Source organism: Aeromonas sp. 604176, assembly GCF_049170755.1.
GTDB lineage: Bacteria > Pseudomonadota > Gammaproteobacteria > Enterobacterales > Aeromonadaceae > Aeromonas > Aeromonas veronii_A.
The window spans coordinates 1-15,255 of sequence record NZ_JAAKNE010000033.1; the positions used below are offsets into that span (position 1 = coordinate 1).

General features: G+C 60.1%; 15 protein-coding genes. 9 read left to right on the plus strand and 6 right to left on the minus strand.

The features are described from left to right. Both G5358_RS08135 and cyoA read right to left on the minus strand, forming a co-directional pair. A partial coding sequence (locus G5358_RS08135) for a cbb3-type cytochrome c oxidase subunit I (protein WP_421323929.1) occupies nt 1–1,136 on the minus strand: 1,136 nt, incomplete at its 3' end. 3 nt (nt 1,137–1,139) lie between these two features. Further along, complete coding sequence (gene cyoA / locus G5358_RS08140; RefSeq protein WP_227342352.1) at nt 1,140–2,183, minus strand: cytochrome o ubiquinol oxidase subunit II; 1,044 nt, start codon at nt 2,181–2,183, stop codon at nt 1,140–1,142. A 578-nt stretch (nt 2,184–2,761) separates the two neighbouring features. Here cyoA and G5358_RS08145 point away from each other — a divergent pair. Both G5358_RS08145 and G5358_RS08150 read left to right on the plus strand, forming a co-directional pair. Beyond that, nucleotides 2,762–4,687 carry an NAD(P)-binding protein gene (locus G5358_RS08145; protein WP_421323930.1) on the plus strand — a complete coding sequence of 642 codons (1,926 nt, stop codon included), beginning with the start codon at nt 2,762–2,764 and terminating at the stop codon, nt 4,685–4,687. Then, nucleotides 4,684–5,889, plus strand: a complete 1,206-nt coding sequence (locus G5358_RS08150; RefSeq protein WP_421323931.1) for a cytochrome c — start codon at nt 4,684–4,686, stop codon at nt 5,887–5,889. Before G5358_RS08145 ends, G5358_RS08150 begins: the two co-directional genes overlap by 4 nt. An 88-nt stretch (nt 5,890–5,977) precedes the next feature. Here the strand turns inward: G5358_RS08150 and G5358_RS08155 are convergent, their stop codons facing one another. From G5358_RS08155 to G5358_RS08165, 3 genes are all read right to left on the minus strand, one after another. Further along, nucleotides 5,978–6,313 (minus strand): DUF3634 family protein, encoded by a 336-nt coding sequence (locus G5358_RS08155; protein ID WP_005353195.1) that lies wholly within the window; start codon nt 6,311–6,313, stop codon nt 5,978–5,980. Nucleotides 6,314–6,419: 106 nt separating this feature from the next. Further along, on the minus strand, nt 6,420–7,388 hold the full coding sequence (locus G5358_RS08160; RefSeq protein WP_005337734.1) for a nucleoside hydrolase: 969 nt from the start codon (nt 7,386–7,388) through the stop codon (nt 6,420–6,422). A 221-nt stretch (nt 7,389–7,609) separates the two neighbouring features. Next, nucleotides 7,610–7,903 (minus strand): hypothetical protein, encoded by a 294-nt coding sequence (locus G5358_RS08165; RefSeq protein WP_128835396.1) that lies wholly within the window; start codon nt 7,901–7,903, stop codon nt 7,610–7,612. Nucleotides 7,904–8,115: 212 nt separating this feature from the next. Here G5358_RS08165 and G5358_RS08170 point away from each other — a divergent pair, with 212 nt between their 5' ends. The 4 genes from G5358_RS08170 to G5358_RS08185 are packed head-to-tail and all read left to right on the plus strand — an operon-like array spanning nt 8,116 to nt 11,895. Beyond that, complete coding sequence (locus G5358_RS08170) at nt 8,116–9,561, plus strand: coniferyl aldehyde dehydrogenase (RefSeq protein WP_421323932.1); 1,446 nt, start codon at nt 8,116–8,118, stop codon at nt 9,559–9,561. An 11-nt stretch (nt 9,562–9,572) separates the two neighbouring features. Beyond that, complete coding sequence (locus G5358_RS08175; protein WP_216978413.1) at nt 9,573–10,193, plus strand: TetR/AcrR family transcriptional regulator; 621 nt, start codon at nt 9,573–9,575, stop codon at nt 10,191–10,193. Further along, a complete protein-coding gene (locus tag G5358_RS08180) occupies nt 10,174–10,692 on the plus strand; it encodes a hypothetical protein (RefSeq protein WP_005361659.1) in 519 nt (172 codons plus the stop codon). The genes G5358_RS08175 and G5358_RS08180 overlap by 20 nt, the downstream gene beginning before the upstream one ends. A gap of 18 nt (nt 10,693–10,710) precedes the next feature. Continuing rightward, nucleotides 10,711–11,895 (plus strand): iron-containing alcohol dehydrogenase, encoded by a 1,185-nt coding sequence (locus G5358_RS08185; RefSeq protein WP_279458615.1) that lies wholly within the window; start codon nt 10,711–10,713, stop codon nt 11,893–11,895. 3 nt (nt 11,896–11,898) lie between these two features. Here G5358_RS08185 and G5358_RS08190 read toward each other — a convergent pair whose 3' ends face one another. Then, on the minus strand, nt 11,899–12,204 hold the full coding sequence (locus G5358_RS08190; protein ID WP_335838073.1) for a hypothetical protein: 306 nt from the start codon (nt 12,202–12,204) through the stop codon (nt 11,899–11,901). Nucleotides 12,205–12,405: 201 nt separating this feature from the next. Here G5358_RS08190 and G5358_RS08195 point away from each other — a divergent pair, with 201 nt between their 5' ends. From G5358_RS08195 to G5358_RS08205, 3 genes are all read left to right on the plus strand, one after another. Then, nucleotides 12,406–12,666, plus strand: coding sequence for a GNAT family N-acetyltransferase (locus tag G5358_RS08195; protein ID WP_005337747.1), 261 nt, complete (start codon nt 12,406–12,408; stop codon nt 12,664–12,666). After that, complete coding sequence (locus G5358_RS08200; RefSeq protein WP_421323933.1) at nt 12,653–13,243, plus strand: nucleotidyltransferase family protein; 591 nt, start codon at nt 12,653–12,655, stop codon at nt 13,241–13,243. The genes G5358_RS08195 and G5358_RS08200 overlap by 14 nt, the downstream gene beginning before the upstream one ends. Nucleotides 13,244–13,314: 71 nt before the next feature. After that, nucleotides 13,315–15,138: a SulP family inorganic anion transporter gene (locus G5358_RS08205; RefSeq protein WP_204419266.1), complete on the plus strand. Its 1,824-nt coding sequence runs from the start codon at nt 13,315–13,317 to the stop codon at nt 15,136–15,138. Nucleotides 15,139–15,255: the final 117 nt, after the last annotated feature.

Sequence of the window (15,255 nt, forward strand, 5' to 3'; positions counted from 1 at the left end):
GAGGTGAACTCGATGCGACCACGGTACATGGTGAACAACCAGTTGAAGATCTTCACCCCGGTCGGGATGGAGATGATCATGGTGGTGATGCCGAAGAAGGCATTCACGTTTGCGCCCGAGCCCATGGTGAAGAAGTGGTGCAACCAGACAATGAAGGAGAGCACGGTAATGGCAATGGTCGCCCATACCAGCGAGGTGTAGCCGAACAACCGCTTCTTGCTGAAGGTGGCCACTACTTCGGAGAAGATCCCGAATACCGGCAACACCAGGATATAAACCTCGGGGTGGCCCCAGGCCCAGATCAGGTTGATGTACATCATCATGTTGCCACCCATGTCATTGGTAAAGAAATGGGTACCCAGATAGCGGTCTGCGGTGAGTAGGGCGATGGTAACGGTCAGGATCGGGAAGGAGGCGATGATCAGCACGTTGGAGCACAAAGCCGTCCAGGTGAACACCGGCAGACGCATCATGGTCATGCCAGGAGCGCGCATCTTGATGATGGTGGCGAAGAAGTTGACGCCGGTCAGCAAAGTGCCCAACCCCGAGATCTGCAGACTCCAGATCCAGTAGTCGACCCCGACCCCCGGGCTGTACTCCAGCCCCGACAGCGGCGGATAGGCCAGCCAGCCGGTCTGGGCGAATTCACCGACCCCGAGGGAGATGTTGATCAACACCACGGCAGCGGCGGTGAACCAGAAGCTGATGTTGTTGAGGAAGGGAAAAGCCACATCACGGGCACCGATCTGCAGCGGCACGACGATATTCATCAGACCGATCACCAGTGGCATGGCAACGAAGAAGATCATGATGACCCCGTGGGCGGTGAAGATCTGGTCGTAGTGATGCGGCGGTAAAATGCCGTCACCACCAGCCGAAGCCATCACCTGCTGGGTACGCATCATCACAGCGTCGGCGAAGCCGCGCAGCATCATGACCATACCCAGGATCAGATACATGACCCCAAGACGCTTGTGGTCGACCGAGGTAAGCCACTCTTTCCACAGATATTGCCACTTGCCGAAATAGGTGATCAGGCCGGCAACGGCCAGCCCCCCCAAAATGATACCGGCTACCGTCACCATGATGATGGGTTCATGGAACGGAATGGCATCGAGTGTTAATTTTCCAAACATCGGTTATTCCTCGGATCCTGCTTGCACAGCCTTGTTATCCAACGGCGCGTTCATATGTCCGGCATGCTCCTTCTGCCCGTCATGCGCCATAGCGGCATGGTCCATCTGCATATGTGCCATGTCATCGTGATTCATGGCGGCGCCATGCTCTGAGGGGGCTTTATGGGTCATCCCCTTGTGCTCGCCATGCCCCATGTCACCCATAAACTTGTTGATCAGCTTGACGAAAAGGGCCGGATCGGCACTTGAGAAATACTCTACCGGGTGGTTTTCGCTCTTCTTGGCCAGCGCATTGAACTCATCCATGGTGATCAGCATCTTGGGAGAGGCCTTGACTTTGGCAACCCAGGCATCAAAACCGGCCTGATCCTGCGTAGCAATCGCCTTGAACTTCATGCCCGAGAAACCGGCTCCGCTATAACTGCTGGAGATACCGTCATACGCGCCTGCTTCATTGGCAATGAGATGCAACTTGGTCTGCATACCGGCCATGGCATAAATTTGCCCGCCCAGCTTGGGAATGAAGAAGGAGTTCATGACAGTGTCTGAAGTCACCCGGAAATTGACGGGGGTATTGACCGGGAATGCTAATTCATTGACCGAGGCAATCCCTAATTCTGGGTAGACAAACAGCCATTTCCAGTCGAGGGAAATAACATCAATCTGGATCGGCTTCACCGTGGACTCCAGCGGCTTGTAGGGATCCAGTTCGTGGGAAGTTTTCCAGGTAATGGTTGCCAGAATGACGATGATAATAACTGGTACGGTCCAGACAACCGCCTCAATTTTATTGGAGTGAGACCAATCCGGAGTATATTTGGCATTGGTATTTGATGCCCGGTATTTACGAGCAAAGACCACCGCCATAATAATTACAGGGATCACCACAATTAACATCAGCCCCAAGGCGGTTAATATCAGTGATTTCTGTTCCAGACCAATCTGCCCTTTGGGATTCATCAAGGCCATGTCGCAGCCGGTCAGCAAGCTGGCCGATGCGATCAACAGCAAAGCACCCAAGCCCCTCTTTAATTCAAAAGGTCTCATGCAGTGTCCTTATGGTCGCAAGGCTAAAGTTGTAAAAACGGGCAACATTGTGATCAGAACCGGAACATGTAAACAACATGGAAAATTAATCTTAAGATTGTGCCAAACTTGGCCTCAGCATGTGAAAAATGTTAATTTTGCATCCGTATCACTATTAATGGCGCCTTTTCCCATAATTAATCAATGACACTCTCTTCTCAATTTATAATTGGACAGGGAGCATTATCTCGCCAACTAACCTTACATAGCATATGGGTATATATGACGAAAAATTAATCCTCCAGCATGAATAATAAACACCTGTCGACTTTGATGATCTGCGACAATTTGAACTCATCATCATTTACGTAATTAAACGCGACGAACAGAACACAGCACGATATTTTTTAGCTGGATTGTTTTTTAACAATTCGAACCCAAACAGATATGTCACTCCATACTCGTTTGATCAATCTGTTTAATAAGTTATTATCAACCCATATAGACGCCATAAAAATATGGCGGTAGGTTGCGTCCTCTTGCTGCTGGCCAGCTACCCCACTCTGTACTTTTCCATTTTTCATACAGCAGGTATTGCCATGAGTATTACACGCAGAGATTTTCTCAACGGCGTTGCCATCACCATTGCGGCAGGCGTCGCCCCCATCAATCTGCTCAAGGCTGCCGAAGGCGGCAGCACGCTGGCGGATAAAACCCTGGCCTACCCGCCCGCCCTCACCGGCCTGCGCGGCAACCACCCGGGCTCTTTCGAACCGGCCCACAGCATCGCCCGTGACGGCAAGCAATATGATTTTGCCAATATTCCCCTTGAGGGGGAGTACGATCTGGTGATCGTCGGCGCCGGGATCAGCGGCCTGGCCGCCGCCTGCTTCTATCAGCAACTGCTCGGCGCGGATAAAAAGATCCTGCTGCTAGACAACCACGACGACTTTGGCGGCCACGCCAAGCGCAACGAGTTCACCACCTCCGATGGCCTGCGCCTGGGTTACGGCGGCAGTGAGTCCCTGCAATCACCGCGTTCGGTCTACAGCCCGGTGGCGCTCGGTCTGCTCAAGGCGCTGGAGGTCAACATCGACGAGCTGGCCGCCGGTTTCCAGCAGACCTTCTATCCGGATCTGGGGCTGAGCCGCGGCGTCTATTTCGACGAGAAGCACTTTGGCGTCAACAAGATAGTGAACGGGGATCCGGGCCACAACGTGGCGGACGATATCCCCCGCGATCGCCTGAACGGTCGTCCGCTGGCAGAGTTTATCGGTGACTTCCCCCTCGATGATGCCGACAAGGCCGCCCTGTTGGCCCTGCACGAAGCGAAGATAGACTACCTGAGCGGCATGACCCGCGAGCAGCAGGATGAGTGGGTGACTCGCAACAGCTACACCACCTTCCTGCGCGATAAAGTGGGCCTCAGCGAGCGGGCGATCAGTTACTTCCAGCAGCGCACCAACGACTTCCAGGCGGTCGGCATCGACGCCACCGCCTGCGCCGATGCGCGCCTCTGCGCCTTGCCGGGTTTCGACGGCCTCAATCTGACGCCGCTGGATGCCGAGGAGCAGGCGGAGCTGGACGATCCCTACATCTTCCACTTCCCCGATGGCAACGCCGGTCTCACCCGCCTGATGGTACGCAAGCTCATTCCGCAGGTGGCGCCGGGTCACACCATGCAGGATGTAGTGCTGGCCAAGTTTGACTACAGCAAGCTCGACCTGCCTGAGCACAAGGTGCAACTGCGCCTTGGCAGCACGGCGTTGCAGGCCAAAAACGTGCGCCTCGCCGATGGCAAGCTGGCGGTGGATGTCACCTATATCAAAGAAGGGAAACTGCACCGGGTGCGCGCCAAGCAGTCGATCATGGCTGGCTACAACATGATGATCCCCTACATGGTGCCCGAGATGCCGGAGCCCCAGAAAGAGGCGCTGCGCCAGAACGTCAAGGCACCGCTGGTCTACACCAAGGTGGTGATCAAAAACTGGCAAGCCTTCGTCAAGCTCGGGGTGCACGAGGTCTACTCCCCGGCAGCCCCTTACAGCCGGGTCAAACTCGACTATCCGGTCAGCATGGGTGGCTATGAGCATCCCAAGAGCCCGGATCAGCCGATGTGCCTGCATATGGTCTATGTCCCGACCCTGCCGGGCAGCGGCCTGTCGGCCCGCGAACAGTCCCGCAAGGGGCGCGCCATGATCCTCGGCATGCCGTTCGAGCAGCATGAACAGATGATCCGCGAACAGCTGCAGGGGATGCTGGGCAGCGCCGGCTTCAACCATGAGCAGGATATCCTCGCCATCACGGTCAACCGCTGGTCCCACGGCTACTCCTATGTCACCAACACCCTGTTTGATGACGAGGAGCAGTGCGAGAAGTGGATCGAGCTGGGTCGCAAGCCGGTCGGCAACATCACTATCGCCAACTCCGATTCGGGCTGGAGTCCCTACGCCCACGCCGCCATCGACGAGGCATGGCGCGCCGTCAACGAGCTGGTCGCCATGACCAAGGGAGGTGCCCAATGAGCCGCGCCCTGTCACTGACTGCCAGCGCCCTGCTGCTGGCGCTGCCCGCCCTTGCCGCTCACGCGGCTCCCGCCATGTCGGCCGGTGAGTATGTGGCCAAGCTGGGCGATTGCGCCGCCTGTCACACCAGCGAGGCAAGCAAGCCGCTGGCGGGCGGCAAAGGGTTCCCGACCCCCATCGGTACCGTATTTGCCACCAACATCACCCCGGACAAGACCCACGGTATCGGCAACTACAGCCTGCCGGAGTTCATCAAGGTGATGCGCGAAGGGGTGGCCCGCGACGGGCATCGCCTCTATCCGGCCATGCCCTACACCGCCTACGCCAAGATGAGCGATCAGGATCTCGAAGATCTCTATCACTATCTGATGAAGGAGGTGCAGCCGCTGGCCATTGCCAACAAGGAGAGCGACATCCCCTGGCCCCTCAACATGCGCTGGCCGCTGATGGGCTGGAACTGGGTCTACCACGATGACAGCCGCTTCACCCCGGTCGCAGGCAAAAGCGAAGAGTGGAACCGCGGCGCCTATCTGGTGCAGGGTGCCGGCCACTGCGGCAGCTGCCACACTCCGCGCGGGCTTGGCATGCAGGAGAAAGCGCTGACCGAGGCGGATCCCGTCTACCTGAGCGGGGCGGCGCTGGATGGCTGGTATGCCCCCGATATTCGCGGCAGCCGTTACAGCAAGCAGGCGCTGATCGACCTGCTGAAAACCGGCCGCAGCCAGCATGAAGCGGTCGCGGGCCCCATGGGGGAAGTGATCACTCACAGCAGTCAATATTTCAGCGACGCCGATCTGGCCAGCATCGCCACCTACCTCACCGATCTGAAAGATGAGCCGGTGGCGGAGAAAGGGGCCCGCGCCTACGCCAGTGCCAGCGGCAAGGCGGACTACGCCATGTACTGCTCCACCTGTCACGGGGTCAACGGCCAGGGCAATGACCACGTCATCCCTTCGCTGGTCAACAACCGCACCGTGCTGGCGAGCGATCCGTCGAGCCTGATCAATGTGCTGCTGCACGGGGCCGAGACCCCGGTCACCCGCGGTCATCTCGGCTACCACATGCCGGGCTATGGCTGGACCATGGATGATGAGCGGCTCGCCGAGCTGGTCAACACCCTGCGCGCCTCCTGGGGCAATGAAGGCACCGCCGTCAAGGCGGCGGCGGTCAAGACCCAGCGCGAGCTGCACGGCAAGGAGTAAGGGCTGCCAGCTCTCTCTTGGCCAAGTGCCATAAAAAACGGGCCTCCACTGGAGGCCCGTTTGCTATTGATGAACCAGGTTCCGGTGCTTATCCCTTGCGGGATTTGGGCCCCGGCAGTGGCGCCGTTGGCTGGCGGTAATCGCCATAGGGGAAGATATTGCGAAACCGCTGGGCCACTGGTTCGGGGATGGAGCGGGAGAAGATCAGCTTCACGCCATCGCCATCACGCTGCCCCACGATGCGACCGCGCACCGTGTCGTGGCGCAGGATCTGCTTGGCATGCTCAATAAAGGCGGGTGACACCTTGCCCTGCTTGACCACTACCTTGCCGGGGGCAAGGCGGATCTCGAACAGGGCGCCACGCCCCAGCTTCATCAACCACCAGATCAGCGCAATCGCCACTATCAAGGAAATCCAGGCCATCTTCATCCCTCCCAAGCTCTTGATATAAGGCAGTATAAGCGGCCGAGCGTTCCGATTGTTTGGCGCCGATCACAGCCCCCGCCTCAACGTAATAGCGCCTCTTTGCTCAGCAATCTTTGCCCCAGCCCACCAGCGTCTCGCGATAGAGCGCCAGCAAGGCTTCATCGCGCACCGCCACCCCGACCTGCTGCGGACGATAGGCTGCCCAATCATCGTGGGAGTGGCGCTTGCCATCGAACTTTTGCAGGGTGTGGCCGATGGCCGGGCCGCTGGTAATCACCCGCACCGGCCCCTCGCGCAGGGTAAAGAGGGTCGGGTCAATGACATAGGCGATGGCGGACGGATCGTGAACGTGGCAACCAGAGAGCCCCAGCTTCTCGGAGTAGAAGCGCAGGTAGAAGCGGCTGACATCCCACAGGAAGCGGCCCGGCTCCCCCGCCTTGTCCCTGAGCTCATCCAGATAGGCGCTGCTGAAGAAGCTCTGCTGAGTCACGTCCAGCCCGATGATCACTACCGGCCAATCGGCGGTAAAGACCCGGTCGGCGGCATCGGGATCGTCGTGGATATTGGCTTCGGCATAGGGGGTGACGTTGCCGCGATGGCCGTTGACGCCAAAGGCTCCTCCCATCACTACCACCTGTTTCACCAGCGAGACAATCTCGGGCGCCTGTTGCAGCGCCAGCGCCAGATTGGTCAGCGGGCCGATAGTGACCAGGGTGATCTCCCCCGGTGCGGCTTTGACCGCCTCGACAATATATTGCCAGGCGGGGCGGGGATCCGGAGCGATAGTCACCTCCCCCGCCTCCATGTCGCCAAAGCCGCTCGGGCCGTGGACTATGGTGGTAGGGCCGACCGGCTCGCGCAGCAGCGGGGCAGCCGCGCCTTTGGCCACATCCGCCTTCATGCCGTACTTCTGCTTGAGCCAGAGGGCGTTGCGGGTACCATTGTCGATGGTGGCGTTACCAAAAACTGTGGTGATGGCGAGCAGCTCGATGGCGGGGTGGGCCTCGGCAAACAGGATGGCCATGGCATCGTCGATACCCGGGTCGGTATCCAGAATGATTTTATGGGTCATGAGAAATTCCTACGGTGACAAACCCTGCGACAAAAGGGAGAGTCTACCCGGCTGACGGTCTCGTATCCCGGCATGGGATCACAGACCGGGCCTTTGCTCCCGGCAGCGGGGGCGCTGCTGGCGACAATCTGCATAAAAAAAGCGCGGCCCTGTTGTCAGCGCCGCGCCCTTTATCGTTGTTCGTTATCTGCTATCTGGCAGTGATCTGCCTGACCGGATCCTCAGTGTTTGCGGTGCCAACGCGGTGAGGTCGCCTTCTCCCCCCAGGGGGTGACGCAGGGGAGCAGTGCCCCTTCAATCACCCTCTCGCTGCCTGCCAGCGCCTCGGCGATCTTCTGGTGCAGCACCCGCAGTACCTTGCCCTCGTGCTCGGCCAGAGAGTGGCCCGCGGCAAAGAACTCCGGCTGATATTGCAGTGCCAGCTTCTGGGCGAATTCGTAGGTGTTGAAGCAATCCGGCATCCGCTCAACCACATCTTCAAGCCGGGCCAACAAGCTGTTCAGTTCCCTGGTCATAGTGCTCTCTCCGTGTAGGTTAATAGCCAAAAACTACCCCTTATTAGATAAGCCACCAACGAGCAAACCACAAAAGTGTGGGGAGACACACAGTTCTCTCTTGCGTCTGGCTCGAGGTGAACGGGAGAGAGCTTGCCAGCTTTACATTCCGGTAACAAACAACTAGATTTAGACCGACTAATCAGTCGGTCATTTTTCATGCGGAGAACAACATGGGTGCGGCGCAGCTTCAACACACTCCTGAGGATATCCTCGCCATCAAATTGTCCCTGCCGGATCAGTTGGCACGGCTCAAGCGGGCGAGTCTGGCTCACCCCATGCCTACCCTGGCCGAGCGCCGGGCGCAGCTGACCAAACTCAAGCAGGCGTTGCTCGCCCACAAGGGGCAGCTGTGCAAGGCGCTGGCGGCAGATTATGGTCAGCGCAGCCACTACGATAGCCTGATCGCTGATGTGCTGCCCTGCATCATGCAGATCAACTACACCCAGAAGCGGCTCAAGCGCTGGATGCAGCCCCACCGCCGCCACACCGGCCTGCTGCTGGCCCCCGCCAAAGTTGAGGTGCACTTCCAGCCGCTCGGGGTGGTCGGCATTATCGTGCCGTGGAACTTTCCGGTAATGCTGAGCCTTGGCCCCCTCATCACCGCCATCGCAGCGGGCAACCGGGCGATGCTGAAACTCTCCGAATTCACTCCCCATACCAACGCCGTGCTGCGCACCATGCTCACCAGCGTGTTTGACGAAAACGAGATCGCCATCATCGAGGGAGATGCCCAGATGGCGGCGGCGTTCAGCTCACTGCCGTTCGATCACCTGCTCTTTACCGGCTCCACCATGGTGGGCAAGCAGGTGATGGCCGCCGCCGCGCCCCAGCTCACCCCCCTCACCCTTGAGCTGGGTGGCAAGAGCCCCTGTCTCATCGCCCCCGACATGCCGGTCGCCACCGCGGTCGAGCGGATGATCTTCGGCAAGAGCCTCAACGCCGGGCAGATCTGCGTCGCCCCCGACTATGTGCTGCTGCCCCGCAGCGAGGTGGATAACTTTATCGCCGCCTATCGCCGCCACTTCAGCAAGCTCTACCCGCAGGGGCTCAATAGCGCCGACTACGGCGCCATCATCAACGACCGCCAGTATCAACGTCTCGTCAGCTGGCTCGATGAAGCCGAGCAGGCGGGTGCCCAGCTCCATCCCTGTGGCAGCCCGGCCCGCGACGACCAGCGTCGCCTGCTGGTGCCCCATCTGCTGACCGGGGTGCCGGGTCAGTGTCAGGTAATGCAGCAGGAGATCTTCGGGCCGCTGCTGCCGCTCATCCCCTACGACACCCTGGAGGAGGCGCTCGCCTATGTGGCCGAGCGGCCCCGCCCGCTGGCCCTCTATCTGATGAGCTTCGATCCCGAGTTGCAGGCGCGAGTGACCCGGGAGACCCACTCCGGCGGCATGGCGATCAACGAGAGCCTGTTTCAGGTGGCTGCCGACGATGTGCCGTTTGGCGGCATCGGCGCCTCCGGCATGGGCCACTACCACGGCCACGAGGGGTTTCTTACCTTCTCCAAGGCAAAAACCGTGCTGACCCGCGGCAAGTTCACCACCGGCTCCCTGATCCATCCCCCCTACCACAGCTGGATCCAGAAGCTGATGATGGCCTTCTTCCTGCGCTGATGGAGATGACAATGAAGCAGGCTATCCCGCAGCCACAAACCATGACCGACAAGCGCCGCCAGATCCTGGATGCCGCCCTCGCCCTCTGCGCCGAAGATGGCCTGCAGGGGGCCGCCACCGCCCGTATCGCCAAGGCGGCCGGGGTGGCCAACGGCACTCTGTTCCACCACTTTCCGAGCAAGGAGGCGCTGATCCTCGCCCTCTATCAGGATGTAAAGACCCGGATGGGGAGCGCCATCCATGAAGCAGATCCCACCCTGCCGCTGTACGACCAGACCCGCCACTACTGGCAGTTGGCGATGGGGTGGATGCTCGCGCATCCCAATGAGCTCAAATTCGTGCTGGGCTTCTTTCACTCTCCGCTGCTGGCCAGACCGGCCCGCAGCCAGATCCTGAACGATGCCCTGCGCTTTCTGCCTGCTCTGCTGGCAAAGGGACAGGCCAGCGGCGAGCTGATGCAGGCTCCCGCACCACTGTTGCTGGAGGTGTGTCAGGGCCAGTTCCTCGCCTGCGCATCACTGTTTGTCGATCAACCGGAGCTGGGAGAGGACGACTACTGGCAAGCCAGTGCGTTCGCCCTCTTCTGGTCAGCCATCTCAGGAGCCAATCCCCATGCAAACACGGATGTTTGAACCTGCGGCCGCCCTTGGCCGCCGCCTCTGGATCACCACTCTGCTCTGGGTGGTGGGTCGTACCCTCTGCCGCGCCGCCCGCACCGATGAGGCGGTACGCCGCGAATTGGCGCCGTTGCCGGACGGGCTGGCTATTCGCCTCGAAGTAGGCGGCATCGGCTACGCCATGAACATGCACAAGCAGGGTGGGCGCTGGTATCCCGGTGCGCCTGTCGCCCCCCATGCCACCATCCATCCGCTACGGGTGCGCTTCAAACACCCCAATATCGCCTTTCGCGCCCTGAGCTTTCGGCTCGGGGTCAATCAGGCATTTGGCGAAAACCGGCTGCTGGTGGAGGGGGATCTGACCGTCGCCATGCATCTGGTGCGGGGGCTTGAGCAGTTGCAGTCCCTGATCCTGCCCGCCTTTATCGCGCGGCCGCTGCTGCGCCACTATCCCGCCCCGACCAACAAGATCGGCCGGGCCTGCAACATCTATCTGGGTCTGGTGACCGGCTAACGCGCAAGGAGCCTTGAAATGAGCCGCTATTACGATTTCTTCTGCCCGGTCAAACTGCTGGCCGGTGAACAGGCGCTGGAGCAACTGGCCAGCGAGCTGGCCAGCCTCGGGGCCTGTCGCCCGCTGCTGCTGACCGACAAGGGGGTCAATGCCACCGGCCTTGCCACCCTGCTGGCCAATGTGCTGGCCGAAGGGGAGCTGCCGGTCGCCGCCATCTGGGACGAGATCCCGGCCGACTCTTCCACCGCCGTGGTGGAGCGGATCGCCAAACGCTATCGCGAGCTCGACTGCGACAGTCTGGTGGCGCTGGGGGGCGGCTCGGTCATCGACACCGCCAAGGCGGTCAACATTCTCACTTCCATGGGGGGGGATCATCTGCTCGACTACTCGGGCGCCGGTTGCCTGACCCGTCCCCTCAAGCCGCTGGCGGTGGTGCCCACCACGGCGGGCACAGGATCAGAGGTGACGCTGGTTGCGGTGATAAAGGATGAGGCGAGCGGGCGCAAGGTGCCCTTCACCTCCCCCTTCCTGCTGCCCCAGCTGGCGGTGCTCGACCCGCGCCTGACCCAGGGACTGCCCCTCAATATCACCGCCGCTACCGCCATGGACGCCATGACCCACGCCATCGAGGCCTTTATCGGCACAGCGAAAAACCCAGTGAGCGATGCGCTGGCCCTGATGGCGGTGGAGAAGATCGCCAGCGCCCTGCCGCAAATCATCCACGACCCGCAAAACAAACAGCTGCGGCTGCAACTGGCGGAAGGCTCCACGCTGGCTGGCATGGCTTTTTCCAACTCCATGGTGGGGCTGGTGCACGCCCTCGGCCACAGTCTGGGAGCCCGCTGCCATCTGCCCCACGGGCTATGCATGAATCTCTTTTTGCCGACCGTGCTCGACTACAACCGCCCCGAGGTGGATAGCGAGTTGGCCCGGCTGCTGTTACCGCTGGTGGGGGCAGAGCGCTTTGCTGCCACCCCAGCCCATCAGCGGGCGGAGGCGACCATCACAGCTATTCGCACCCTGCGCGACACCTTGTGGCAAGCGGTCAAGCTGCCGCGCACCATGAGCGAGGCAGGGGTAAGCGATCGCTCACTACTGACCGAGATCCGCGATCTGGCGGTCAACGACGGTGCCCTGCTGTTCAATCGCAAGGACGCCGACCGTGAGCAGTTACTCACTCTGTTGGAGCGAGCCTGGGCCTAGTGGCTAATCGGCTACAACCTCACAAATAAACTGGAATGGCGCATCAGGATGGTGCGCCAACAATGAAAAGAGTTGATCAAAATCCTCTTGGTTCTTTTTGCTCGCTCGGTTGTGGCTATACCAAATAGCCCCCGTATCCCCCATCCACAATGAGATTCTCCTGGCCAACAACAGCCGAATTTTTCTATTTTTACCTGTCGTTTCAAACTGAGCCTTGAGTTCAGGGTTAGATGCATCAGAAATCGCAATCTGCCGCTGATCCGGGCTGTTCTGACTTTGAGCCAACACCTTCCGGGTAACTTTCAACATTACCGTGTCCATTTTTACCTCTTCCGAACTTGCTGATTATTGCCACATCGATTCGTGCCAAGATAAAAGCCAGAGAGCAAGAGCTGGCTCAATAATCCTGATAACAATCGATACATCATCCACTATCTGTTATCTGTTCTATACCTTGGCTAACAGTTATGTTGTGCCGAGAGACCCAACTTTATGCCAGAGGTGCCCACCATGAGCGACATCATCCATCAGGCCAACCAGCAGCAGTTCATCTGTATGGTGGAGGGGAAAGAGTCGAGACTGCGCTACCGGCGGCTCGATGCCAAGACCATCGACGCCTACAGCACCTTCGTGCCGCCCGAGCTGCGGGTGCAGGGGATTGCCGATCAGCTGGCGCGTGCCTTCTTCAACTGGACTCAGGCGGAGGGGCTCACTATAGTGCCGAGCTGCCGCTACATTGATGTCTGGTTACGCCGCAATGCCAACAACTGAACCTCTGAACTCCGCCCTCGAACAGCAATTCCAAGCCAAAACAGAAGCCCTGCTGCGGGCCGATCCGCAGCGGATGGCCTGCCTGCAAGCCGCGGCCGAGCTCAATCTGCCCGACTGGGCGCTGGGAGCAGGCTTTATCCGCAACCTCATCTGGGATCACCTTCACCACAAGGCGGAGCCCACCCCGCTCAACGATATCGACCTTATCTATCTCGACAAAACCGATCCGCAACGGCTGGCCGAGACGGCGCATGAAGCCTGGCTGGCAAAGCGGCTGCCGGATCAGCAGTGGGAAGTGCGCAATCAGGCCCGCATGCACACGCGGCAGCTGGTAACGCCGTTTGCCAGCAGCCTTGAGGCGCTGAGCCACTGGGTCGAAGTGCCCACCTGCATCGGCGTGCGCCTCACCCGAGATGGCGAGTTCGAGTGGCTTGCCCCCTACGGCTTTACCATCAACTGGTCGCTGCAAGTGAGTGCCAACCCCAGATGTCGTCAGGACAAACAGATTTTTACCCAGCGCATCAAGGAGAAACGCTGGCAGGCTATCTGGCCTGACCTTCAGGTAAACTGGCCATAACCTGATTGCAATCTTTCGATAACCTTGGGCACACTAGGGGAAAAGCTGGTTGTAACTCAATGGGTTAAATAATGCGCGACTTCTTCTCTCTCGAACGCTGGCTACCGGGCCTCGCCGCCCTGCTGCATTACCAGCGCGCCTGGTTGATGCCAGATCTTCGCGCCGGACTCTCGGTGGCGGCCGTGGCGCTGCCCGTCGCCATCGCCTATGCCGAGCTTGCCGGGGTGGGTGCCATCGTCGGTCTCTACTCCTGCATCCTGCCCATGCTGGTCTATGCCCTGTTTGGCACCTCCCGCCAGCTGATCGTCGGCCCTGATGCCGCCACCTGTGCGGTCATCGCCGCCGTGGTGACGCCGCTGGCCGCAGGCGACCCCACTCGTCACTGGCAACTGGTGATGACCATGACCGCCATGACCGGCTTCTGGTGCCTGATTGCCAGCCGCTTCAAGCTGGGAGTGCTGGCGGACTTTCTCTCCCGACCCATCCTGATGGGGCTGCTCAATGGTGTGGCCATCACCATCATGGTGGGCCAGCTCTCCAAGATCTTCGGCTTCACCTTCAGCGAACGTTACCTCATCGAGCGGATCGCCAGCGGGGCCACCTATATTACCCAGACCCATCTGCCGACCCTGGCCATGAGTCTGGTGGCCCTGCTTACCCTGCTGCTGGCCAAACGCTACAAACCGGCATGGCCCTCCTCCATGGTGGCCATGGTGGTGACCGCTGCGCTGGTCTGGGGCTTCAATCTGGGCCAGTTTGATATCGCTACCCTGGGGACGGTGGGCTCCGGCCTGCCCGCCTTCCAGATGCCGGAATTTCCCCCCGGCCTGATGCGGGAGCTGGTGCTGCCTGCCCTTAACCTCGCCATGGTGAGCTTCGTCTCCATGATGCTGACCGCCCGCAGCTTTGCCGCCAAAAACGGTTACGAAATCGACGCGGACAAGGAGTTTCGGGCCCTCGGTATGGCTAACCTCGCCTCCGCGGTCTCCCAGGGTTTTGCCATCAGCGGCGCGGATTCACGCACCGCGGTCAACGACGCCAACGGCGGCAAGAGCCAGCTGGTCTCCATCATCGCTGCGGCGGTGATCGCCCTCATCACCTTCTATCTGACGGCGCCGCTCAAATATATACCCACTGCCGCCCTCGGGGTGGTGCTGGTGATGGCCTCCCTGTCGCTCACCGATTTTCGCGGTCTTTGGGCCCTGCGCCACTCCGATCGCTCCGCCTTCTGGCTGGCGCTGGTCACCTTTATCAGCGTGCTCACCATGGGGGTGATCCCCGGGATTACGCTCGCGGTTTTGCTCGGCTTGTTCCAGTTTCTGCGCAATGTGATGCGTCCCACCGATCAACTGCTCGGCATGGATGACGAGGGGGTAGTGCGCACCCTGGGAGACAACGAACAGGCCAAGGCGATCCCGGGTATTCTGGTCTATCGCTTCAACTCGCCGCTGACCTACTTCAACGCCCCCTATTTCAAGCGCCGGGTAATGGCCCTGCTGGTACAGGATCCCCGAGCCCCCAAGTGTCTGGTGATCGATGCGGTCGCCTGCTTCACCCATCAGGACATCAGCGTGATGAGCATGGTGGGAGAGCTGCACAAAGAGCTGAAACGGCGCGGCATCCATATGGTGATGGCGGGTCGCCACGGCCAGATGACCCACTGGCTAAAGCAGGCGGGCGTGCGGGTGGGCGATGAAGGGATCATCCTCTGCCCCGACATGTATCAGGCGCTGCGCCTGACCCGCTGCTACCGCGAGCCGGTGTTCAAGGATGATGCGGTGGTGGAGAGCACCACTGATGCCATCCGCTCCAACTGGCCGCAGGATGATGCCCTGCCCGACTCGGCGCGCCTCACCCTGCCAAGCGAACAGGAGGCGGGCGCCACGCCTGCCTGATCCCTTGGCCTGCTCCCCTGGCCGGTGCAATCCTGCACAAGGATTGCACCGGCCTTGGCCTTGGTGTTAAATGCGCCCCCAGAGGGCACTCCCCCGTGCCCTCCCAGCTGTTGGACA